The 23,768-nt window shown below is 39.5% G+C and carries 22 protein-coding genes; 11 read left to right on the plus strand and 11 right to left on the minus strand.

The features are described from left to right. Positions 1-193: 193 nt before the first annotated feature. The 3 genes from tyrS to ACST13_RS01855 are packed head-to-tail and all read right to left on the minus strand — an operon-like array spanning position 194 to position 3,225. A complete protein-coding gene (gene tyrS / locus ACST13_RS01845) occupies positions 194-1,486 on the minus strand; it encodes a tyrosine--tRNA ligase (protein ID WP_459521521.1) in 1,293 nt (430 codons plus the stop codon). Positions 1,487-1,510: 24 nt separating this feature from the next. Beyond that, the gene (locus ACST13_RS01850) at positions 1,511-2,719 is read right to left on the minus strand and encodes an S-adenosylmethionine:tRNA ribosyltransferase-isomerase (protein ID WP_459521522.1); all 1,209 of its coding nucleotides are present in this window, start codon (positions 2,717-2,719) and stop codon (positions 1,511-1,513) included. Then, positions 2,716-3,225: a hypothetical protein gene (locus tag ACST13_RS01855; RefSeq protein ID WP_459521523.1), complete on the minus strand. Its 510-nt coding sequence runs from the start codon at positions 3,223-3,225 to the stop codon at positions 2,716-2,718. The genes ACST13_RS01850 and ACST13_RS01855 overlap by 4 nt, the downstream gene beginning before the upstream one ends. Before the next feature lie 88 nt (positions 3,226-3,313). Here ACST13_RS01855 and ACST13_RS01860 point away from each other — a divergent pair, with 88 nt between their 5' ends. Together ACST13_RS01860 and ACST13_RS01865 are read left to right on the plus strand one after the other, a co-directional pair. Continuing rightward, positions 3,314-3,865 (plus strand): cob(I)yrinic acid a,c-diamide adenosyltransferase, encoded by a 552-nt coding sequence (locus tag ACST13_RS01860; RefSeq protein WP_459521524.1) that lies wholly within the window; start codon positions 3,314-3,316, stop codon positions 3,863-3,865. 12 nt (positions 3,866-3,877) lie between these two features. Further along, positions 3,878-4,930 carry a branched-chain amino acid aminotransferase gene (locus ACST13_RS01865; protein WP_459521525.1) on the plus strand — a complete coding sequence of 351 codons (1,053 nt, stop codon included), beginning with the start codon at positions 3,878-3,880 and terminating at the stop codon, positions 4,928-4,930. Here the strand turns inward: ACST13_RS01865 and ACST13_RS01870 are convergent. From ACST13_RS01870 to ACST13_RS01885, 4 genes are all read right to left on the minus strand, one after another. After that, positions 4,927-5,502 carry a hypothetical protein gene (locus tag ACST13_RS01870; protein WP_459521526.1) on the minus strand — a complete coding sequence of 192 codons (576 nt, stop codon included), beginning with the start codon at positions 5,500-5,502 and terminating at the stop codon, positions 4,927-4,929. The two genes, ACST13_RS01865 and ACST13_RS01870, sit on opposite strands and share 4 nt — an antisense overlap. A 184-nt stretch (positions 5,503-5,686) precedes the next feature. Then, a complete protein-coding gene (locus ACST13_RS01875; protein WP_459521527.1) occupies positions 5,687-7,036 on the minus strand; it encodes a BamA/TamA family outer membrane protein in 1,350 nt (449 codons plus the stop codon). A 65-nt stretch (positions 7,037-7,101) separates the two neighbouring features. Then, complete coding sequence (locus ACST13_RS01880; RefSeq protein ID WP_459521528.1) at positions 7,102-8,760, minus strand: AMP-binding protein; 1,659 nt, start codon at positions 8,758-8,760, stop codon at positions 7,102-7,104. Positions 8,761-8,780: 20 nt separating this feature from the next. Further along, entirely contained in the window at positions 8,781-9,569 is a 789-nt protein-coding gene (locus ACST13_RS01885) for a biotin--[acetyl-CoA-carboxylase] ligase (RefSeq protein ID WP_459521529.1), read from the minus strand. Positions 9,570-9,662: 93 nt separating this feature from the next. Between ACST13_RS01885 and rsfS the strand changes: the two genes are divergently transcribed. From rsfS to ACST13_RS01925, 8 genes are all read left to right on the plus strand, one after another. Continuing rightward, the gene (gene rsfS, locus ACST13_RS01890; RefSeq protein WP_459521530.1) at positions 9,663-10,049 is read left to right on the plus strand and encodes a ribosome silencing factor; all 387 of its coding nucleotides are present in this window, start codon (positions 9,663-9,665) and stop codon (positions 10,047-10,049) included. Between the two features lie 69 nt (positions 10,050-10,118). After that, positions 10,119-12,272 (plus strand): ATP-dependent zinc metalloprotease FtsH, encoded by a 2,154-nt coding sequence (gene ftsH / locus ACST13_RS01895; protein ID WP_459521531.1) that lies wholly within the window; start codon positions 10,119-10,121, stop codon positions 12,270-12,272. Positions 12,273-12,310: 38 nt separating this feature from the next. Beyond that, positions 12,311-13,114, plus strand: coding sequence for a UDP-2,3-diacylglucosamine diphosphatase (locus ACST13_RS01900; protein ID WP_459521532.1), 804 nt, complete (start codon positions 12,311-12,313; stop codon positions 13,112-13,114). After that, entirely contained in the window at positions 13,068-14,555 is a 1,488-nt protein-coding gene (locus tag ACST13_RS01905) for a glycoside hydrolase family 32 protein (protein ID WP_459521533.1), read from the plus strand. Before ACST13_RS01900 ends, ACST13_RS01905 begins: the two co-directional genes overlap by 47 nt. 45 nt (positions 14,556-14,600) lie before the next feature. Continuing rightward, entirely contained in the window at positions 14,601-15,578 is a 978-nt protein-coding gene (locus ACST13_RS01910) for an acyl-ACP desaturase (RefSeq protein WP_459521534.1), read from the plus strand. Positions 15,579-15,580: 2 nt separating this feature from the next. Further along, the gene (locus ACST13_RS01915) at positions 15,581-16,114 is read left to right on the plus strand and encodes an RNA methyltransferase (RefSeq protein WP_459521535.1); all 534 of its coding nucleotides are present in this window, start codon (positions 15,581-15,583) and stop codon (positions 16,112-16,114) included. Positions 16,115-16,203: 89 nt separating this feature from the next. Beyond that, positions 16,204-17,097 carry an ABC transporter ATP-binding protein gene (locus ACST13_RS01920; protein WP_459521536.1) on the plus strand — a complete coding sequence of 298 codons (894 nt, stop codon included), beginning with the start codon at positions 16,204-16,206 and terminating at the stop codon, positions 17,095-17,097. A 3-nt stretch (positions 17,098-17,100) separates the two neighbouring features. Then, positions 17,101-18,408 (plus strand): ABC transporter permease, encoded by a 1,308-nt coding sequence (locus ACST13_RS01925; protein WP_459521537.1) that lies wholly within the window; start codon positions 17,101-17,103, stop codon positions 18,406-18,408. Here ACST13_RS01925 and ACST13_RS01930 read toward each other — a convergent pair whose 3' ends face one another. Next, entirely contained in the window at positions 18,409-18,747 is a 339-nt protein-coding gene (locus ACST13_RS01930; RefSeq protein WP_459521538.1) for a Spx/MgsR family RNA polymerase-binding regulatory protein, read from the minus strand. A 57-nt stretch (positions 18,748-18,804) separates the two neighbouring features. On the opposite strand from ACST13_RS01930, the gene fumC reads away from it, so the two are divergent. After that, a complete protein-coding gene (gene fumC, locus ACST13_RS01935) occupies positions 18,805-20,208 on the plus strand; it encodes a class II fumarate hydratase (RefSeq protein WP_459521539.1) in 1,404 nt (467 codons plus the stop codon). 90 nt (positions 20,209-20,298) lie between these two features. On the opposite strand, the gene ACST13_RS01940 is transcribed toward fumC, so the two are convergent. The 3 genes from ACST13_RS01940 to ACST13_RS01950 all read right to left on the minus strand — a co-directional run bounded on the left by ACST13_RS01940 (position 20,299) and on the right by ACST13_RS01950 (position 23,768). Further along, the gene (locus ACST13_RS01940; protein WP_459521540.1) at positions 20,299-20,634 is read right to left on the minus strand and encodes a hypothetical protein; all 336 of its coding nucleotides are present in this window, start codon (positions 20,632-20,634) and stop codon (positions 20,299-20,301) included. Positions 20,635-20,658: 24 nt separating this feature from the next. Beyond that, positions 20,659-21,006 (minus strand): ArsR/SmtB family transcription factor, encoded by a 348-nt coding sequence (locus ACST13_RS01945; protein WP_459521541.1) that lies wholly within the window; start codon positions 21,004-21,006, stop codon positions 20,659-20,661. A gap of 305 nt (positions 21,007-21,311) precedes the next feature. Beyond that, positions 21,312-23,768 carry a bifunctional UDP-N-acetylmuramoyl-tripeptide:D-alanyl-D-alanine ligase/alanine racemase gene (locus tag ACST13_RS01950; protein ID WP_459521542.1) on the minus strand — a complete coding sequence of 819 codons (2,457 nt, stop codon included), beginning with the start codon at positions 23,766-23,768 and terminating at the stop codon, positions 21,312-21,314.

The raw sequence follows: 23,768 nt of genomic DNA on the forward strand, positions 1-23,768 counted from the left end.
TCTTGTACCTCCAATAAACCGTCCAAAGCAACCCGCTCTGGTGTGAATCTAATCACTCGATTTACTCTCAGTCTTGCCCTAGAAACCTTCTGTTCCTAGCGATTGGGAGTGCAAAGATGTAGGATTATTTTATAATCTACAAACTGCGCTCTAATTATTTTGTAATTATTTTGAAGGGAATCTAAATCCTATACTATTTGAAGGATAAAATATAATTTTTCTGCTTTCCGTTTCCTATTAAAAGGAATTTGCCCTTGATTTTATCGAAATTTAGTGGGCTAGCAGGGTCAGTGATTTTGACCTTATTGACACTGATGGCATTTCCTTGGATGGCTTTTCTAGCTTCGCCTTTAGAAGAACAAATTAGATTTTCTGTTCCGACGCTGATAAGGTCGGTTAGGTTTTGGCATTCTGATAATAAAGAAGCAGACACTTCATAGACGGGTAATTGCGCAACAAGTGCATCTGAGGCTTCAGTTAATAGTTCAATTGCATCTTTAGAGAAGAGTAGGGCAGATGCTTCGATCACTAATGTACAAACGTCTGCACCATGAACACGGGTGGTTACTTCTTCGGCTACGGCTTTTTGAAGTAAGCGAAGATGAGGTGCCTCTGCATGAGCGCGTTCCATTTCATCGATTTGATCCTTCGTAAATAAGGTAAATACGCGGATTAAACGCGGTACATCTGCATCGGCGGCATTTAACCAAAATTGATAGAAGGCGAAAGGAGAGGTTCTTGTGGGATCTAACCAAACATTACCCGATTCTGATTTACCAAATTTGGATCCATCTGCCTTAGTAACTAAAGGAGTGGTTAATGCAAAGGCCGCACGTTCTGTGGCATCTTCATCGTGTCCTTCCTTCCGGCGAATGATTTCTGTACCTGTGGTAATATTTCCCCACTGATCAGATCCGCCCATTTGAAGACTCACATTCTTCGTCTTATATAAGTGGTAAAAATCGTAGCCTTGTAATAATTGATAGGAGAATTCAGTGAAGGAAATGCCGGTTTCTAGGCGTTTTTTTACCGAATCTTTGGACATCATATAATTAACGGTCAAGAGTTTACCTGCTTCACGTAGGAAACCTAGGAAGCTGAATTCTTTAAACCAATCGTAATTATTTACCAATTCGGCTGAATTAGCTCCGCCATGAAATTCCAAGAACTTTTCTAGCTGTGATTGTATACCTATTTGATTTGCGCGAAGTGTATCTTCCGAAAGAAAATCGCGTTCAGCCGATTTTCCAGATGGGTCGCCAATCATTCCGGTAGCTCCACCCACTAAAGCAATGGGCTTATGACCAGCCAGTTGAAAATGCTTTAAAAGCATAATTGCTGCCAAATTTCCAATATGAAGACTCGGTGCAGTAGGGTCAAAACCGATATAAGCCACCGTCATTTCTTTGGCTAACTGATCCTCTAAACCAGGAATCATATCGTGTAACATCCCTCTCCAACGTAATTCTTCAATGAAATTTGTCATAATGTATTATTTTATGCAAAAATACTAAATATCCTGCTTTTTATATAATATGGAGGAATCCCCGTAGCTAAGGAAGCGGTATTCGTTGTCCAAAGCAGCCTTATAAACGTTCTTCCAATCATCGCCAATTAGTGCGGCAATCAATACTAAAAGGGTTGATTTAGGTTGATGAAAATTGGTCACCAGGGCATCGCAGAAATGTAGGGTATAGCCCGGCATAATTAATATTTCCGTTTCTGCTAGCCAATGTTCCAGCTTTTGAACCTTTATATAGGTAAGAACGGCTTCGAGTGAATCTTTGATCGAAATGCTTTTTTCTCTCTTTTCGTAAGCGAATTCTTTGGGAATAATAAGGACTCCATTTTCTAAAGGTCTTTTTTCATGTAACCAAACTCCACTCCAATATAAACTTTCTAAAGCACGTAATGAAGTGGTTCCAACAGGAACAAAGGGTCCTTTATGTGCTAGTAATGTTTCAATTAAGGCAGGGGTAAAGACTAATTGTTCCCGATGCATCGGATGGTTTTCAACGTCATCTTCTTTTACGGGTAAGAAAGTTCCGGCCCCTACGTGCAAGGTAAGGTACGTTTTCTGAATTCCGCGACGGTCTACATCGGTTAATACCTCATCGGAGAAATGTAAGCTGGCTGTGGGAGCGGCTACGGCTCCGAGTTTTTCCGAAAATAAAGTTTGGTAACGATCTGAATCATTGAGTTCTGCCTCGCGCTCCATATAAGGAGGAAGGGGTATTTTGCCGATTTCATCTAGTATTTGGGCAAAACTTTGGTCTGTATTCCAATTAATTTGAATCTGATTCTCCTCTCGATTTAACCAAGAAAAGCGTAGATCACCGTTTTTTAGCACATCGCCGTCCTTCCAACGCTTTTTATTCCCCACCAAACATTCCCAAGTAATTTCTCCTTTACTCTCCATTAATTGTTCGGTAGGAGCTGAATCGGATGTAGGATGCAATAAAAAAAGTTCGATCGCAACGCCATTTTCTTTCAACAGAGGAATGCGTGCAGGAATGACTTTGGTATTATTGAAAATTAATAGCGCATTTTCAGGCAATTGATCTGCTAAATTTCGAAATGCCTCGTGCTTAATAAGCCCGTCAGAATAGACTAATAGTTTAGAATCGTGTCGGTTAGCTAAAGGAAATTGAGCGATTTTCGATTCAGGTAAAGAATAATCAAAAGCCTGAATGGGAATATTCGGCATTTGAATACTCATAGTTCTTCTTCGAATTTAGGGCTTGTGAATAATCGAATCGGTAAATAAATCAGCCAAAGCAATAGGAATACAATACCTAAAGCTGGCAAGTAGCTATAATCTGTTTGGTTAGTTCTTTCGTCATTTAGCATAAGTAATGCTCTCATCACTAAGATTAAATAAGTATTAATGATGGCAGGAAAGAAGTGTAACCAATTGACAAAGGTACTTTTAATGGCTCCATTGCCTTTTTCAGCAAAAACGGCTAAAATTTGTGACCATTTTTCTGTTGGAATTTTTTCGATGGATTTAATCAATAAGAGGGCCAAAACATTTAATAAAGTACTGATTCCCGCGACTAGGTAGAAGACGTCTTCTTTTGGCAAAAATCCATCCCCTCGTCCTGTTTCTCCAAAATGCACCGCTGTCGGATCAGGAAGGCCTCGGTAAATAAATAGTAAGGAGATTCCGAACGCCAACATGGAAAAAATTCGCCAAACTCGAGATGCAAAATAGTCTATCGACATAGTTGATTAAAATGTCTGTAAAATTAGTTTTGAAATTCATACCGACCTAATCTTTATTTCTATTATTTTTGTAGATAAACCTAATATAATGGCAATCTATACGAAGAATGGAGATGGTGGATTTACGCGCTTAGCGGATGGAAAAGGATTGTCTAAATCTGACGTCCGAATGGATGCTATCGGAGATATCGATGAATTAAATTGTCACCTGGGTGCTCTGATCTGTCAGCTAGACAAGGAGTTAGCGTCTAATTTGCAATCAATACAGTCAAGTCTATTCGTTTTAGGCGCCCACGTGGCAAGTGATTCGAAGGAATATTTAGGGAATATGAAATTGATTTCCCTAGAAGATATTGTGGCGATTGAGGACATGATTGACGAAATTGATAGTAAAGTAGCACCGATGCGCTTCTTTATTTTGCCTGGTGGACATCCCACCATTGCGGCCGCACAAATAGCTCGGACCGTTTGTCGCAGAGCAGAGCGTTGCCTAATTCGTTGGGTTCAAGTGGAAGAAAAAGAAGATTATGCGACTGCGATCGCTTATATGAATAGATTATCAGATTACTTATTTATGATGTGCCGTTATTTGCACCATTCACTTGGTATCCCCGAGATACCTTGGAATTCAGGCAAGTAGAAACAAAACTTTATGCAAATCCCCATTCAAAAAACGCCTACATCTCGCTTAAGCGAGGTGGATTTTGACAATTTGGCTTTCGGCCGCAGTTTTGCTGATCACATGCTCGTCGCTGAATATGCAGACGGAGCTTGGAAATCTGTCCAAATTCAACCTTATGGTCCCTTGTCATATCAGCCAGCGATGATGTCGATTCATTATGGCCAGTCGATTTTTGAAGGTATGAAAGCATATCGTTCTAAAAAAGGAGAGGTATTAATCTTCCGTCCAGAAGAAAATTTGAAGCGCTTTAATAAGTCAGCGCTTCGTATGTGCATGCCAGAAGTTCCAGAAGAGATTTTCTTAGGAGGTCTAAAGCAATTAATCGAATTAGATAATGCTTGGGTTCCAGAAAAAGAGGGTTGCTCTTTGTACATTCGTCCCTTCATGTTTGCGACGGATGAATATGTAGGAGTTTCTCCTTCCACGACCTATAAGTTTATTATTTTCAATTGCCCGGTAGGTTCGTATTATACAAAGCCCTTGCGTGTTCGGGTGGAAACAGAATTTATTCGTGCCGCAAAAGGGGGAGTAGGTTTTGCGAAGAATGCAGGAAATTACGGAGGTTCTCTTTATCCAACTGTTCAGGCGAATAAAGCCGGTTATGATCAGATTATTTGGACAGATGCAGCGACACACCAATACGTAGAGGAAGCAGGCACAATGAATCTACTGTTTATCATTAATGGAGTTCTAGTAACTGCGCCTACAGGTGATACCATTTTAGATGGTGTTACTCGAAAGTCGGTGATACAAATTGCCAAAGATTGGGGTGTTGCAGTGCAGGAGCGACTTTTATCCGTAAAGGAGCTAGTGGAAGGTATTAGTTCAGGTGCTGTGACTGAGGCCTTTGGAGCAGGAACCGCTGCCGTTATTGCACCTATCCAAACGATTGGTTTTGATGGAAAGGATTATGAATTGCCAGCGCGCCAAGAGTCAGATTTTTCGGCTAAAGTATTCAACGAGATCAGCCAAATTCGTTTAGGCGAAATCGATGACACACGTGGTTGGATTTATAAAATTTAATTAGCGGCTTTAAAGCTGATTTTTATACCCGGATCTTTGGGCGTACTTACGTTCTCTAATAAGATTCGGGTATTTTTATTTTTAGCCCAAAGAATTTGTTGCCCACTTACTTCTGATGCGCCAAACTTGCTATCCAAGTAGCCTTTCCACTGATCAATTAATGGTTGAACATCTTGTGCAGCATCCACAAAAATATCAAAATTGATCTCCACTAATTTATTTTGCTCATTCGGAGCATACGTGATATCACTGAAATTCAAATCAGATTCATCAAAATAAAGCGTGTAGGATTTGCCTTTATCTGGTTGTGCTTCAGCTAAGTCTAGGGAATCTTGAATAGAATTAAAGTCTTGTCCCCAGGTTGTATTTCTGATTATTTTGTTTGGGCTCAAAGATAGTTTCTGCACCCAATCACCGCTATCTTCCCAAGCAGCCGTGATGGCTTCCGTTTGAGCGCTATCTGTATTTTCACTTTGCTTATCCTGGCTGCATGATGCTAAACTAACGATTGCAATAGAAAAAATAAATAAGGCCAAAAACGAAACAATTGGTTTACTTAACGGGTTCGACATATAATTATCATTAAGGGTGATTTTTTTATTTGTCAAAAATAATTGAATTTCGCCATTGACAATAAAAAATGTTATTTTTGAAGCAAAAATAGAATTTAAAGGTCTTAGGCCTATAAGATATATAAGATTATTAGTGGTTAGGTATTTTTAAAATGAGCCGGTCTTTGATCGGCTTTTTTTTTGTCTAAAATTCCCTTCCAATACTAACTACTAAGCCCGATTTTCCTCCATTTACGATGGGAACGCCTAGTTTACAAACAAAATTATAATAGGTCACTATGTCAAAACCCAGTCCCATGCCATAAATCCACCGATTAGCAAAGCGTGTGGCGGATAATTCGGGATTAGGTTGGTAGACGTATGCAAAATCAAAAAATACGGTTGGATAAACTGCAATCGGCATTTGGTTGAATTGCTTGTAAGGAATGAATTTAATCGGAATGATTTTATTAAATAATTGGTATTTAAACGTGTTTTTAGAAAGTAAATAATTGGTACCATCAATGACGTTTAATTCATAGCCGCGCACATTATCATTTCCATATCCGAGTGCTTGCAAGTTCGCATAGGGGATGTTTTTGTTTTCTTGCGTAATCTTGGCTTTCCATTGTGTAGTAATGAAAAAATTAGATCCCATATCAAAAAAATACGCAATGGAGGCTTTAACGTCCCAATAGTTCAAGGCATCTTGCGCTAATATCCCATAAAAATTGTAAGCGAGATCGATCTTTTTGCCTCTCAATGGATAGGGTGCGAAATCCCGAAAATCGTAGGAGTAGGCATACGTTAATTGTAAGAAGTTTTGCTCATTAGATCCTTTGTAAAAGTAATTTGGATTCAATTGACTGATAGTGTCTGCTACCACCGAATGGCTGTAGCGTATTTCGGCAAAGTGGAAATCGTAAAACTTGAGACGTTTGCGAAAGCTCAAAGCCCCACTCCAGCGTTCTCGTAGAATTTTATTGCTACTTAAAATCTGTAAGGTATCATTTATGGTCCTAGCAGCAAGATTTTTATTGGTAGTATAGCTTAGCGCAGCTCCTAATCCCAGTGTTTTTTTTGTATCAATATAAGGATTAGAATAACCTAATTCTAAACGTTGTGTAAATCCCGTCTCCGCTTTAAAACTAAGCCTTTCGTTTCTTCCCCTGAAGTTGTTATGGATGAAATGGGCTCCATAGATGGTACGCTCCAATGATCGTCCTCTAGACCACCAATCATTTAGATTTCGGTCTGCTAATTGAAAGATGGGGTAGCCTAATAAATACCATTGTTCTAAGAATTCGAAGGTAATTTTAATATGATCTGTTTGACTCTGGTGATAATCTCCCTTCACCCAAATAAATAAATTCGTATTGGTCAGTTTGCGGCGATTGAATTCTAATCGTTTATCTAATTCAGAAATAAAAATAGAGTCTCCAGGTAGGAAGTCTAATTCTCTCAGAAGGATATTATCTCTCGTTTTCTCGTTTCCTTTAAAAATGACACTATCTACTATGATGTATTGCGCCTTCGCTGTTTCCGTGAGAAACAAGTAGAGAATTAGAATTAAAAGGAGGCGGATTGACTTCACCTCGCAATTTAGTCATTTAGAGCGATTTATTCACATACAATCGTCTCTTGGCTCGCATACCAAGGCTCGAAGTTAGCCTCGTATTTTTTCTCTATGCTTGGGCGTTTAATTTTCATGGTAGGAGTTAAGCATTCATTTTCAATGGTCCAATCTTCCTGCACTACGACCATTTTCTTTAAATGTTCATAATTTTTTAATGCAGGATTGACTTCTTCGCGAAGGGATTGCAAGGTGCTAAGGATATCTGAGCGATCTTTCGATTTCCCCAATGCGCTCAGTACAACTAGAACAATCGGCTGAGGCAGATTTACGCCTACAACGCAGACTTGTTCAATGTATTCGTGAGTGTTTAACTTGTTTTCAATTGGCGCCGGGGCAACATAATGCCCTTTAGCTGTTTTGAAATTATCTTTAACGCGTCCAATGATGGAAATAAACCCATCTGTAGTCAATTTGCCTTGGTCCCCTGTTTTTAGCCAACCATCCTCCGTAAACAATTCCTTAGTTAGGTTGGGCTCCTTAAAATAACCTGTCGTATTGTAGGGAGCGCGCATTTGGATTTCATTAGAAATAGAATCAATCCGAGTTTCACAATCGGGATGAATGCGGCCGACTGTTCCTAATTTGATTTGATCGCGTGGCATAAGCGTGGTTAAGCCCATATTTTCTGTCATCCCATAAGCTTCTTGTATAAAGATGCCCAGTCTTTGAAACCATAATAGAAGCTCCTCTGTAATTGGTGCTGCACCGGTCACAGCTAGTTTAGCACAATCAAGGCCAAGTCCCTTTTGGATCTTTTTCTGAATGATGTTTTTGACAATTGGAATGCTCAATAGAAGGTTGAGCTTCTTTTGGCCTCCTATTTTCAGTAAAATACCCTCTTGAAACTTTGACCAAATACGTGGAACCGCTAAGAAATGAGTAGGTCTGGCGCTGGCTAAATTCGTAGAAAAGGTATCTAGGTTTTCAACAAAATAAATGGTTCCACCTGCAGCTGTCGCTGAAAATTCAACGAAATTTCGTTCTGCGATATGGCACAAAGGCAAATAAGAGATGTATCGTGTGTTAGGAAGGTCTACTAAGGCAATTTCTCGAGCCATATTAATTCCAGCTTCTATTCCACCGTAAGTAATCATTACGCCTTTCGGCATACCAGTAGTTCCTGATGTATAAACGATGGTGGCAATATCAGTGGAATTGGGACTAGGACGCGTCGAAATCTCAGAGGTGCTTGCAACAATATCTGACCACTGCGTACCAGATCTTTCTGTACTTTCGGGCGTATGAATAAGTAAGATGTTCGCCGGAATTCCGTCTTTGATTTTGTCCCAATGATCTAATTTACCAACGATTAAAATTTGACACTCGGAATGGACCAGTACCTGATTTAGTTGGTCCTTAGTTAGAGTTGCATAGAAAGGGACCGAAATAGCTCCTGCTGCTGATATAGCTAAGTCTGCCATAATCCAATGGGCCGAGTTTTTAGACAAAATACCTACATTCTTTGAACCCTTTTTTAGCGTAACTTGAATGTAGTGGGCTATTTTTTTTACCTCGATTGCAGCAGCAGAGTAGGAGTAGTCAATGAATTGATCTCCATGCGGTTGTTTTAAATAGAGGGTCTCAGGAGTGTGATTTTCCCAATGTAGAAAATTCTCCAAATTGCTTTGGTAATGCGTTATCATGAATCGAGTTTAAAGGTAAATTAGTAAGGAAAAATAAAACTTATTTCCTTCAAATCATAGGATTCTACCGTGAATTCTTTTTCAATTTCTAATAATCCCTGTTCATTAACGCCTAAAATTTTTCCTGTAAATTTTTCATTTGACGCTTCATATGGAGCCCATTGCAAGCGCCTAAATAATCTTTCGTGATAGATTTCGTCGATTTTTTCGAATTGCTCCCCGGTGAATAGGGTGTATGATTCTTCCACACCTTGTGAGATATAATTATAGATTTCGGGCAGTGAGATGGCTTGCTTTAGGTCCAAATAGGATCGAAGGGAAGTGCCTCTCATATTTTCAAATAGAATTTGGTTGATATTTAATCCAATTCCAATGATGGAGAAACTCCACTTTCCCGCTTGAAAATTATTTTCAATTAAGATGCCTCCCATTTTAATGCCATCAAGGTAGATGTCATTAGGCCATTTTATTTCAAAGTTGAAACTTTCACCTTGCGTTGCTCGCGACCAGGATTCTAATCCGGCCAAAATACCGTTTGCAATGGCTTTGCTCAGATAGAATTGTTTGTCTAATAAATGGTGCGGAGGTCGCAGTAAAAAAGACAGGGTAAGGTTTTGGTTCGGTTCCGTATTCCAGGTATTTCCTCTTTGACCTCTGCCTGCAGTTTGGTGGCCTGCAACCCAAGCAAACCCCTCCGGTAAATCTTCATTTAAAGCCTCTTGAAAGGCCACAGAATTTGTCGATGGACAAATGTCTAGATATTTACTCTTTTTGCCAACGAAGCGGGTAGGGGCTTGGTAATTGTTCAATTATTATTTGTAATTTTAGGGTTACAAGAACAAATTTAGATTTTTATTCGTTATTGGTTTCTTGTTATACAAATTAATACAGAAAAAACATTTATGAGTAAAACTCTTAAGAAAGTCGCTAACAAAGTCGATGCGTCAGAAGAAATGGTGAGCTGGGTGGTAAAAGGCATGCAGAATAAAAAAGCACAGGAAATTACGGTGTTGGATTTACGTAAGGTAGACAATGCTTTTACGGACTTTTTTGTGATTTGTTCGGGTACTTCAGATACGCAAATTGAAGCGATCGCTGATTCGGTCGATAAAGAGGTCTGGGAATCAGGTAAAATTCACGTTCGTGCGGTAGAAGGAAAAGCAAACCGGGAGTGGATTTTGATGGATTATTATGATGTCATTGTCCACGTATTCTTAAAGGATAAACGTGCTTTCTTTAAGTTAGAAGAGTTGTGGGGGGATGCGAAATTCACGGTTTTCCCAGATTAATTTTATTTTTAGATTATTAGAACCTTTGCACCTTTCTAGGTGTTTAATGCCCAACTATAAAAATATAAAATGGCCAAACAAGGTAACAATTTCAAAAATGCGAAGCGCTCTGGCTTACAACCAAGAATGCCTAAGAAACCAGTAGGAGGATTCCAGAGCTGGATGGTCGTAGGTTTAGTGATCGCAGTTATTAGTATGTTTTTCTTTTCGAAAGAAACGACATTGCAGCCTATCACGATCAAGCAGTTTGAGTCGATGTTGATTCAAAAAGAGGTGGAGAAGGTCATAATTGTGAATGATAAAATAGTCGAAGTAAGTCTGAAGACAGCCTATATTCCGAAATATTTTAAGAAAAATACGACTCAGAAATTAGTGCCTACGGCACAAGTTCCTCACTTTGAATTCGAAATAAATTCAAAAGAGAGTTTTGAGAGATTCTTAGAAGATCGACAGAAAACGTTCCCGCGCAATGAACAAGTCATGGCTTCTCCGGAGACGAGAACAGGTCCTTTGGACTGGTTAGGTACTTGGGGTTTCTTCATATTGATGGGATTAAGTTTCTACTTCTTGTTCTTCCGCATGGGTGGTGGAGCTGGCGGTGGCGGTCAGATATTCAATATTGGTCGTTCTCGTGCGACATTAATCGAAGGAGAATCGAAAGTGAAGATTACTTTTGATGATGTGGCTGGTTTAGATGAGGCCAAAGAGGAGATTCAAGAAATTGTCGAGTTCTTAAAATTCCCTAAAAAATTCACTGATTTAGGAGGTAAAATCCCGAAAGGTGCGCTATTAGTAGGTGCTCCTGGTACGGGTAAAACGTTATTAGCTAAAGCGGTTGCCGGAGAAGCGGGTGTTCCATTTTTCTCGCTTTCAGGTTCGGATTTCGTTGAAATGTTTGTGGGTGTTGGGGCAGCACGTGTCCGGGATTTATTTAAGCAAGCAAAAGAAAAATCGCCTTGTATCATCTTTATCGATGAAATTGATGCGGTAGGTCGTTCCCGTGGTCGTGGTTCTATGCCAGGAGGAAACGATGAGCGTGAAAACACGTTAAATTCCCTTTTAGTGGAAATGGATGGTTTTGCTACCGATTCTGGTATTATCATAATGGCGGCAACAAACCGTCCAGATGTATTAGATCCAGCTTTACTTCGTCCAGGCCGTTTTGATCGTCAAATTTCGATTGACAAACCCGATATTATTGGACGTGAGGCAATCTTCAAAGTGCATTTAAAGCCCTTGAAATTAGCTGCTGATACGGACCCTAAGGAGCTTGCAGCTCAAACTCCTGGTTTTGCTGGTGCAGAGATCGCAAATGTTTGTAACGAAGCAGCTTTAATCGCAGCTCGTCGTTCTAAAACAGCTGTGGATATGAATGACTTCCAAGAGGCGATGGATCGTGTGATAGGTGGATTAGAGAAGAAAAACAAATTGATTTCTCCCGAGGAGAAGAAAATTGTAGCTTACCATGAAGCAGGGCACGCTATTGCAGGCTGGTTCTTAGAGCATGCGAATCCTTTAGTGAAGGTGTCGATTGTACCTCGTGGTGTTGCTGCTTTAGGTTATGCACAATACTTGCCTAAGGAGCAATTCTTGTATCGTACGGAGCAATTAATGGATGAAATGTGTGTGACTTTAGGTGGTCGTGCAGCAGAAGAAATTGTGTTTGGAAAGATCTCCACAGGAGCTCAAAACGATTTAGAACGTATTACAAAATTAGCCTACTCCATGGTGACCATTTATGGTATGAATGAGAAATTAGGTAATATATCTTATTACGATTCTAAAGGTTCAGAATACCAGTTTAATAAGCCTTATTCTGAAACGACGGCGCGTGAAATTGATGAAGAAGTTCGAAAAATCATCAAAGAAGCTTATGAGCGCACGAAGAAATTGTTGAAATCCAAGAAAGATAAATTGACGATTTTAGCAGAGCAATTATTGAAAAAAGAGGTCTTGTTTCAAAGTGATTTAGAGGCTCTAGTAGGCCCGCGTCCATTTGAGCAACTAACCTCTTACCAAGAGTTTATCAAAGGCGAAACAGAGAAGAAGCGCAAAGATGCTAAAGATGAGCGCGATCTAGCTGAGGAGAAGAAGAATGCACCTAAAAAGGCTGAAGTGGCTAAAAAGACCCCAGTAAAAAAGGCGCCGGCTAAAAAGCCAGTAGCCTCTAAAGACGTGGCTGCGAAGCCAAGAGCTAGAAAGCCTAAAGCTACAGATAGTTAATTAACAGGGGTGCCTCACAGGGCACCCCTATTTTTTATATGATTCAAATAGATCTTAGTCCTTGGAAAAAAGTGTATTTCGCATCTGATTTTCATTTGGGATTTCCAGATGAATTATCTTCAAGGGAACGAGAGAAAGCTTTAGTTAACTGGTTAGATCTAGTCCAGTCGGATGCGCAAGATGTATTCTTATTAGGGGATTTATTTGATTTTTGGTTTGAATACAAAACGGCCGTTCCGCGTGGTTTTGTTCGCTTTTTAGGAAAGCTATCTGCGCTGGCAGATCAAGGTATTTCCATTCATATTTTTGTAGGTAATCATGATCTTTGGATGTGGGATTATTTAGAAAAAGAAGTGGGCGCTAAGATTTACCGTTCCCCATCCGATTTATCCATTAAAACGGCAGCTAAAACCTTTTTGCTTCACATCGGCCATGGAGATGGTTTAGGTCCGGGAGATACCGGTTATAAGATGTTAAAGAAGGTCTTTACAAATCCTTTGGCTCAGTGGCTTTTTGGATTCTTACATCCGAATGTGGGAATAAGTTTAGCCAATTTTTGGTCATCCACTAGAAAAGAAGGTACGCTATCGAAAGGGGAGCAGGCATTTGATCCAGAGACGGATTATATTGTGTCTTATGTAAATGAAATGGCTCAATTAAAGCCCGCAATTGAAGCTTTTGTCTTTGGTCACCGCCATCATCCGATTGCTTATCCTATAGCTTCTGGGGCCACCTATTACAATTTAGGGGATTGGTTTAATCCTCATTTAAAAAATGCTTACTATCTCCAAATTGATGAAAATAAAATCGACTTTATTCATTTTAACGCTTCTGGCGTTTAATTCTTTTTCCCAAAAACCTACGGAACAATGGCGCCCAGCCATTCATTTTAGTCCGAAGATAAACTGGACAAATGATCCCAATGGATTAATCTATATCAATGGATATTACCACCTATTTTTCCAACATAATCCGAAAGGGAATGAGTGGGGAAATATGAGCTGGGGTCATGCGAAAAGTAAAGATTTATTGCATTGGGAGGAATTGCCTGTGGCTATTCCGCATGGAAAAGAGTACATTTTTTCTGGATGTGTGGTGTTGGATAAAGACCATGTTTCTGGTTTAGGGGACCTGAATAAACCCTTATTGATTGCGATATATACGGCCGATTATCCCAATACCTTACAAGAGCAGCACCTTGCTTTTTCAAATAATGAAGGTGTAACCTGGACTAAATACGATCAAAATCCAGTGCTTTCCATTCAATTGAAGGATTTTAGAGACCCTAATATTATTTGGCATGAACCATCTCATCAATATGTGATGTCAGTGGTGAAACCTTGGGAATTTACGGTGCAATTTTATGGTTCTAAAGATCTTTTGCATTGGAATTATTTGAGTGAGTTTGGCCATCAAGGCGATGTGGATATGATTTGGGAATGTCCATCCTTAATGGAATTGCCTGTAGAAGGTTCTAAGGATACGAAATGGGTATTTGCTGTATCTAGTCAAGGACCCTATAAAAAGGCAGTGGGTATGCAATATTTCGTAGGGGATTTCGATGGAAAAACCTTTACAAATGACGCGCCTAAAGAGCAGGTGAATTATGTGGATTATGGCCGCGACTTCTATGCAGCTATTCCTTTTTATAATACGGTAAATAAAGAGGCATATTGGTTAGGATGGATGCTGAGTTGGTCCTATGCGAAGGAGCAACCTACTTTTCCTTATAAAGGCCAAATGTCTTTGGCCAGAACTTTATCCCTCGTTCGCACGTCGCAGGGCTTGCGACTAAAACAAGTTTTGAAGCCTGATTTGACAAAATTAAAACCTGATTACGAAGCTCATAATCTAGTTTTAAAGGGTTCGAAGGACTTATCTGGCATGAAGTTTTTGCAAAACAAGACCTATGTAATTGAGCTAAAAGTCGATGCTACGAATGCCAAACAATGGGGAATTGAGTTGGGTGATGGGGCAAAAGACAACCCGGAATTGACCCGAATTGGTTTCGATGAAAAGAGTCGAGATTGGTTTATTGATCGCCGATTAAGTGGTCAAATTCCAGCTCCAGGTTTTGATATGATTCAATCAGCGCCATTTACACCTGGTGGAGATAAGGTTTTGCAGCTCGTGGTAGATCGTTCCACTTTAGAATTATTGGCACAAGATGGCACGGTAGCCATCAGCTCCTTGCGTTTTCCGACTAAAAAAGAATCTGTTCGATTAGTATCCTTAGGCGGAGAACTCAGGATAAAGGAATTGCGTATTTGGGAGATTAAATAGGTTTTTTTGTGTACCTTCACTAGTTAATAATTTAATAAAAAAAATATGTCACAAATTCACACTCGATTCGAGGTCATGACGGAGCTCGCTAAAAATATGGATAACTATGTGAAGGACTATTTAGTCCCGATCGATACCAATTGGCAGCCTGCTGATATGTTACCCGATTCGACTAAGGATTCGTTCTTTGATGATGTGAAAGCTTTGCAAGAAGCCGCTAATGAATTGCCCTACGATTATTGGGCTGTTTTAGTGGGTGATACTATTACAGAAGAAGCTTTACCTACCTACGAATCCTGGTTATTAGGTATGGAGTCGGTGAATCAAGTAGACCAAACAGATGGCTGGTCTCGGTGGATTCGTACCTGGACTGCTGAAGAAAATCGTCATGGAAACCTGTTAAATACGTATTTGTATCTTTCTGGTAAGGTAAATATGAAATCGGTGGCCATTTCTACTCAATATCTAATTGCGGATGGTTTTGATATTGGAACAACAGCTGATCCTTATCGGAATTTTGTCTATACTTCGTTTCAAGAACTAGCAACGAATATTTCTCACCGTAGAACAGCATCCTTAGCTAAGCAACATGGTAATACTTTATTGTCACGTATGTGTGCACAAATAGCGGCGGATGAATTACGTCACCACAAGGCATATCGTTCTTTTGTTTCTGAAATTTTTACTTTAGATCCGAATGAAATGATGCTTGCTTTCGCTGATATGATGAAAAAGAAAATTGTGATGCCAGCGCATTTTTTACGCGAAATAAATGGTGCGAAAAGTTCTTTATTTGAGCATTTCTCTGATGCAGCACAACGTTTAGGGGTATATACTACCACTGACTATATAACCATCATGAAGGGTTTAATCACTGATTGGGATATCGAAAACATGAAGGGATTGAATGAAACGGCAGAGAAGGCACGTGATTATGTAGCTAATTTGCCAGCTCGATTAGAAAAATTAGCAGATCGAGTAAAGGTGCCTGAATTGGCTTATCCTTTCTCTTGGATTGCCTAAACATGTCTACTAAATTATCAATGGATGAGCTCAATAGGCTCGATGTGTCCACTTATAAAAATATAGAGAAATTCCCTTTTGTGATCGTTTTGGATGACATAAGGAGTATGAATAACATTGGTTCTGCGTTTCGAACAGGGGATGCTTTTCGTTGTTCATCGATTCATTTATGCGGAATAACTGCGCAACCCCCTCATAGAGAGATTTCAAAAACTGCCTTAGGTGCGGATGAGTCTGTAGACTGGGTCTATTTTGCGGATGCAGCAGATAGCCTCAAAGCCTTGCGTTCTGAGGGATACCAAATCGTTTGTGTGGAGCAAGTACAAGGCTCCGTTTCTTTAGAAAAATTCAAGCCTGTTACAGGTCGAAAATACGCTTTTGTATTCGGTAACGAAGTCTTTGGGGTCAATGATGCGTGGATTCAAGAGGCAGATTTTAGTTTAGAAATTCCTCAATTTGGAACAAAACACTCCCTTAATGTGTCCGTGAGTATGGGGGTGGTTATTTGGGATTTTGTGTCTAAAATCATCTCCTAAATTTATTTATCCGCTGTATTTTGCGTTCATCCTTTTTTTAGGTTGTTGAACGTATTTTTTGTTTAAATTCGTCTCAATAATTTCAATCTATGATACTATCTATTCAACATGTGGTGAAGCGTTATGCGGATCACACAGCACTGGCTGGGGTTAGTTTGGAGATTCCGAAAGGCCAAATATTTGGTCTTCTAGGTCCCAATGGCGCCGGTAAAACTTCCCTCATTCGAATCATTACTCAAATAACGGCACCCGATGAGGGGCAGGTTATTTTTGATGGGGAACTCTTACATTCAAAACATGTGGAACAGATAGGTTATTTGCCTGAGGAGCGGGGTTTATACAAGAAGATGAAGGTAGGAGACCAATTGATGTATTTAGCTCAATTAAAGGGGCTTTCTAAAGCTGAAGCGCAAAGTCGATTGAAAGATTGGTTTATCCGATTGGATATTAAAGACTGGTGGAATAAGCAAGTAGATGATTTGTCTAAAGGCATGCAACAAAAGACCCAGTTCATCGCAACAGTGGTTCATGAACCGAAATTATTGATTTTAGATGAACCGTTTTCTGGGTTCGATCCTATTAATGCAAATATGCTGAAGGATGAGATTTTGGGATTAAAAGAACGAGGCACAAGTATTTTGTTTTCCACTCACCGAATGGAATCAGTGGAAGAGTTATGCGACAGCATAGCCTTAATAAATCAAGCGAAAGTTGTTTTAACAGGGGAAAAGGAAGAGGTGCGCAATCGATTTAAGAAAGATGAATATGCGGTGAAGTTTTCGGGTGAATTGACTAATTCCTCTGCTTTTGAAGTAGTTTCTATCGATGCTGAACAGCATTCGGCGGTAATTAAATTAGCTAAATCGAATGGGACAAATCAGGCTATTTCTGCCTTGATTAAACAAGTGGATCTTTTCGAATTTAAGGAAGTGACCCCCTCTTTTAATGACATTTTTATTCAGGTAGTAGAAGAAACGAAATAAGCGATGAACAAGATATTATTAGTGATTCAACGGGAGTATTTGACCCGAATTCAAAAGAAATCATTCTGGATAGCCTCTCTATTAGGGCCTATATTGATTACGGCGATTTATGCCATACCTATTTGGCTAGCGATGCAAGACAAAGAGGTGAAACGAATCGAGATTTTAGATGAGAGTGGTTTGTTTCAGGCCAAAGATTTAGTGGATAAAGAGGTGGATTTCAAGCTCGTGAATAAGCCTGCTGCTGAATTGAAGAAGACCTTTACGGAGGAGGGTTTCGTGGCATTTGTTCACTTGCCTAAAAACATATTGAGTGATTCAAAAGAGCTAAAGATTTATTCGGAGAAGAATTTAAGCCTCCCTCTAAAATCCTCTATTGAGCGTGTCATTGAGAAAAAGGTACGTGCCACTTTAATGCAGAAGGCAGGCATCGCTTCAGAGGTATACGAAAAAACGCAAGTTGAGATTAATAGCGAGACCATTTCTGTTTCATCTACTGGGGATGAGACCAGTTCATCCTCGGGTGGAGCAATGATTCTAGCAGGAGTGATGGGAATGCTCTTATATATTACCTTGCTATTATATGGTTCCCAGGTGATGGCTGGCGTTATTGAAGAGAAAAGTAGTCGAATCATTGAGGTGATCATTTCATCAATCAAGCCGTATCAATTGATGTTGGGCAAGATTTTGGGTGTAGGAATGGTCGGTTTGACGCAGTTCTTGCTGTGGATTGTGTTAACGATTGGGCTGACTCAAGTAGCCTCTACATTCTATGGTTCTAGTCCGATTCAACAGAGGGTAGAGCAGGTGAAAAAGGCCGACCCAGAAGTCGCGAAAACGATGGAAGCATCTCCGATGGATGAAGTAACAAAGGTGATCGAAAGCACCAATATCCCATTAGTTTTAGGCGGATTTTTGTTCTATTTCTTATTTGGGTATTTGCTGTATAGTTCTCTTTTTGCGGCGATAGGTAGTGCGGTGGAGAGCACAGCTGAAGCCCAGCAATTTACTTTTATTGTGATGCTGCCCATTATTTTGGCCTTTATTATGGCACAATTTACGATGCAGGATCCAGACAGCACGATGGCTTTTTGGGCTTCGATGATTCCATTTACTTCCCCCATCAATATGATGGTTCGTTTGCCTTATGGTGTGCCTATGTGGGAATTAGCTACTTCGATGGTTCTTCTAGTACTAGGATTTTTAGGTTGCAGCTGGATTTCAGCCCGCATTTACCGGGTGGGAATCTTGATGTATGGAAAGAAAATTACGGTGAAAGAGATGGCCAAATGGATGTTCTATAAAGGTTAATTATATAGTTAGCCAAACATCTAATTCTTCTGGTTTGAATCCAGCAATACATCTGTCATTTTGGACTAATATAGGTCGCTTAATGGCAGATGTTTTTTCTTGTAGGTAAGTGAATATATCTAAATTTACTTTCTCCGAATCGTTTAGTTGTCGATAGGTACTCCCTTGTTTGTTAAGGACGATTTCTTCGCCTAATTGATCCATAAAAAAGCGTAATTGCTCAGCGCTGATGCCCTTTTTCTTATAGTCGTGGAACTCAAAAGGAATCCCTTTTTCGTTTAAAAAGTCAAAAGTCTTTTTCATCGTGTTGCATGCAGGAATTCCGTAAATTGTAAGCATCTTATTGTTTTTGGTGGTATTTTTGTTAACTAAGACAAATTTAATACAAAACATCGTATGGAGTATAGAATTGAAAAAGATACTATGGGTAAGGTGCAAGTGCCTGCTCATGTTTATTGGGGTGCTCAAACGCAACGTTCGATTGAGAATTTTCCGATAGCTCAGGATATTAATAAAATGCCTAAAGAGATCATTCGTGCCTTTGCGTATTTAAAAAAGGCAGCGGCGATTACGAATTTTGAGGCAGGTGTCTTAGATGAGGCTAAAAAGAATTTAATTGGTCAAGTTTGCGATGAAATTTTAGGTGGACAATGGGCAGACCAATTCCCTTTAGTGGTTTGGCAAACTGGTTCAGGAACGCAGTCAAATATGAATTGTAATGAGGTGATTGCTTATCGCGCTCACGTATTACAGGGTGGAAACTTGCTAGATGAGCAGAAGTTTGTACATCCTAACGATGATGTTAATAAGTCTCAATCTTCTAATGACACCTTTCCTACTGCGATGCACATTGCTGCCTACCAGTCGTTAATGGAAGTCACTATCCCTGGAATTACAAAATTGAGAGATACGTTAGCAGCAAAGTCAAAAGCATTTAAAAACGTAGTTAAAATAGGTCGTACACACTTCATGGATGCGACCCCTTTGACATTAGGACAGGAATTCTCTGGTTATGTATCACAATTAGATCACGGTTTACGTGCGATAAACAATAGCTTAGCGCACCTTTCTGAACTAGCTTTAGGAGGAACGGCCGTAGGGACAGGTATTAATACCCCTAAAGGTTATTCTGAAAATGTAGCCAAGCATATTGCCACATTGACTGGATTGCCGTTTGTGACGGCAGAAAATAAGTTTGAGGCTCTTGCTGCGCACGATGCAATCGTAGAAGCTCACGGAGCTTTAAAAACGGTGGCAGTAAGCTTAATGAAGATAGGAAATGATGTTCGGATGCTTTCTTCTGGCCCTCGTTCTGGAATTGGAGAGATTCATATCCCTGATAATGAACCGGGATCTTCGATCATGCCCGGTAAAGTAAATCCTACGCAATGTGAAGCAATGACCATGGTTGCGGCCCAAGTAATGGGTAATGACGTAGCCATCGGAATTGGTGGATCGAATGGCCATTTCGAGCTAAATGTATTCAAGCCGGTGATGATTTATAATTTCTTACATTCTGCTCGTTTGATCGGGGATGTATGTGTGGCATTTAATGATAAGTGTGCGGTAGGCATCGAGCCTTTGCACGATAACATTGCAAAGCACGTAAATAACTCATTAATGCTAGTTACAGCCTTAAATACCAAAATTGGTTATTATAAAGCAGCCGAAATAGCACAAACAGCCCATAAAAATGGCTCTACATTAAAGGAAACAGCGATTTCGTTAGGTTATGTAACAGCGGAAGAGTTTGATGCATGGGTAAAGCCTGAGAATATGGTAGGCGAGATCAATCTATAAGGAGACAAAAAATACGCGATTCTCGTGGCGAATAAATAAAAAAGACTCATACGTTGAGTATGAGCCTTTTTTCGTTGAATTTTATACTATTTACGCCATTTCTCTCAATTCGAGACTGTAAAACTCATTAGGGTAGGGAAAACTAGCGGCAATTTCTTCGGCTACCTCTAAGCTCGGTAAAATCAGTGTGACGATCTGAGAAATTTCACCACCTTCAATTTGTTGGGTCAGTCGGTGGTCTATTTTTCCACTTTGATTTAGCACCTTCAACTCACTTGAAAATTTCTGAAAAAGCATGTCTGCATAAGTCGCTTTTAGGCCCTTTAACCAGGTCCGAATTTGATCTAATTCTAGCTCCGATGCCAAGCTAAATTCGCTTGAAATTCCTGCCACTGGGCCTCGAATAATGAACACAAATCGCTTCATTTTAAATTGAATTATTTTTATAAATTAGAATTCAGACTGGAATTTATCAAAAGGATTTTCTTTCGGTATTTTAGGAGTCGGCTCCGATTTTTCTTTAGGTATTGCCTTTGGTTTAGGTAGAAAAGGGGAGAGCCATTCGTCTAATTGACGAAGAGCATCCTTCTCTAATTGATAGTAAATGAAGACACCATTTCTACGCGTACTAACTAAACCTGCATCTTTTAAAACGGACAAATGCCTGGAAATAGTAGGGGCGGCGTAGTCAAATTGATCAAATATAGCCGTAGCGGGAAGCTCTCCTTCCTTTAATAGTTCGATGATTTTCCGTCTGGACTCATCCCCTAAAGCCTTTGCTATGTTCTCTACAGCCATGCTATTATTTGATATTTAGCTAAGTTAATATATTCAATTTAAATCTCCAAATCAGGTTATTGATAAACTATATAGCAGTATGACTAATTAATTAGCAAAATAAACAAGTATTAATTAGCTATACTGTAAAGTATACTATTTATATATAGCTATAATGCTAAATAATAGATTAGAGAGAGGAGAGTATAGATTTGAGATTTTGAATGGTAAATGGTTAATGGTAAATGATTCAACTAGTCCAGCGACTAAGAAGTAGTCGACTAAGTCACAAAGTGACGACTAAACGGCAAAGCCGTGACTTTAGCCTACTGAGTTACATACACCCGCTTAACCCGCTCGCTGATATTTGTCATGAGTTCGTAAGGGATAGTTTCAGCCTGTTTGGCTAAATCGTATAATTGTATTTTTCCGCCAAAGGCTATAGCGGTATCTCCTAGTGAAATGTCAGGGAATTCACTGATATCTACCATGCACATATCCATGCAAATGGTACCTACCGTGGGACATAAATTTCCTTTGATTTCGAAGCTTCCTTTGCCCATTCCCAAGGCTCTTGAATAGCCGTCTGCATATCCTATTGCGAGGGTCGCAATGCGTCCAGATTGATTGAGTTTTCCTCTTCTTCCGTAGCCAATAGTTACCTCTGAGGCTATGTTTTTTATCTGAGAAATGGATGTTTTTAAGGTTAAAACGTTTTCAATCTTATTTTTTACGTTCGGATTACCTGTTATTCCGTATAAACTGATGCCTAATCGTACCATATCTAGGCGCGCTGAAGGGTAATTTTGTATGGCAGCGGAGTTCGCGATATGCTTGATAGTTTGATAGCCTAAGCTCTCTTCTATTTGAAGAGTAGCGATCTTGAATTGATGTATTTGTTCTTCTGTAAATGGAGCATGTTGAGGACTATCTGCAGCAGCTAAATGACTCAAGATACTAGCCACCCACAAATGAGGCATTTGAGCTAAATTCTCTGCTAATTCAGCGATTTCAGCTGGCTCAAATCCTAATCTTTTCATCCCCGTATCTAATTTGATATGGATTTTGATATTTTTACTTTGTTGTGTTCCGTATTCATCGATTGCTTTTAGAAGTTCAAAACTGTAGATTTCAGGTTCTAAGCCATTTTCTGTTAATTTATCAAACTCTTCTATGTTCGGATTCATGACCATTATAGGGACGTATATACCATGTTTTCGCAAGTATACGCCTTCATCCGTATAAGCTACGGTTAGGTAATCAACACCGCTATTTTGTAGTAGCGTGGCTATTTCAATGGCTCCTGTCCCATAAGCAAATGCTTTGACCATGACCATTAGTTTTGTTTCGGGGCCGATGTCCTTTTTAAAGTAGGTTAAATTATGCTGTATAGCATCTAAATTAACCTCTAATTGCGTTCTATGGGTCTTATTTTCTAAGGCGTGTACAAGTTTCTCAAAATTATATTTTCGAGCTCCTTTGAGTAATATTTGGCTATTACTAATCGAATTTAAAAGACCCGATGCGATAAGATCATCGGTACTATGGAAGACATCTATTTGGTTAAATATGGTCTTATTACGGATAATTTGTTCTCCTATTCCTATGATTCGATCAATTTTTTGATGCTGAATTAAGCCTGAAATGGTGGAATAGAGGTCTTTTTCAGGTAAACCCGTTTCTAGAAAATCACTCAAGATTAAAACGCTTTTCATCTGCCCCTTTTTCTGTAAAAGAGGTAAAGCTAGACGAAGGCCATCTAAATCGTTGTTATAGGAATCGTCTATTAGTGTATTTCCACGCAATCCTTCTTTCATTTCAAGACGCATGGATATAGGCTTAAGTAATTTAGCCTTTAAACCTAATTCGTCTCGGTTAAGGCCTAAAATGGAGGCCATAATGATACAATGCGTTGCGTTTTCTAGCGATGCTTCGTCTGTGAAATCAATTTGACTGTCGATGAAGGCCTCGCTTTGTGCTGCTTTGATAACTTTTATTTGAGAGGATTTACCTTTTGTTTGCCAAAATGTAAACAATCCCTTCTCTGGACTAATCGTATTCCAGCCGTATAATTCGCAGGATGGATTTATCTCCTGCATAATTCGATTGATGGGATCATTTTGAAGGTCTTTTACTCGATAGACGAGTTTTTTGGCCTTTTTAAATAGCGTTAATTTCTCTCTTAGCTTTTCCTCGTCTGAATTAAAATTAGAACCATGCGCTTCTCCAAAATGAGTAAAAATACCATAATCAGGCTGCAGCATCGCTTCAATCTTTTCCATTTCACCTACCTGAGAAATACCGGCCTCGAAAATTCCCAAAGTATGTTTCTCCTGCATGGCCCATATGGAAAGGGGAACACCGATTTGAGAATTATAACTTTTCGGGCTTTTGACCACGGAGAAATTGCCGTTACACAAGATGGCGAGCCATTCTTTGCAGATTGTTTTGCCATTTGATCCGGTTATGCCCAGTACAGGAAAATGAAATTGTTCTCGGTGGCTTTTGGCAATTGATTGTAGGGTGGCGATACTATTTTCGACGACATAAATGTTTGTCTGTTCCCAGTTAGCTGCTTTTTCAGCTAAAATTCCGTGCCATGCTGATTCTTCGACGATAAACTCCCTTACACCTTTGGCATATAAAGATTCCATATATTGGTGCCCATCGTGGTTCAGGCCGTTCACCGCAAAAAAGGCCGTTTTAGATGGCTCATAAATTTGGCGACTATCTAAACTTAGGTAGCTAGAACGTAGATGGCTGGGTTTTTTATACTGAATCAT

It is taken from the genome of Aquirufa sp. A-Brett2-W8, from assembly GCF_054558755.1.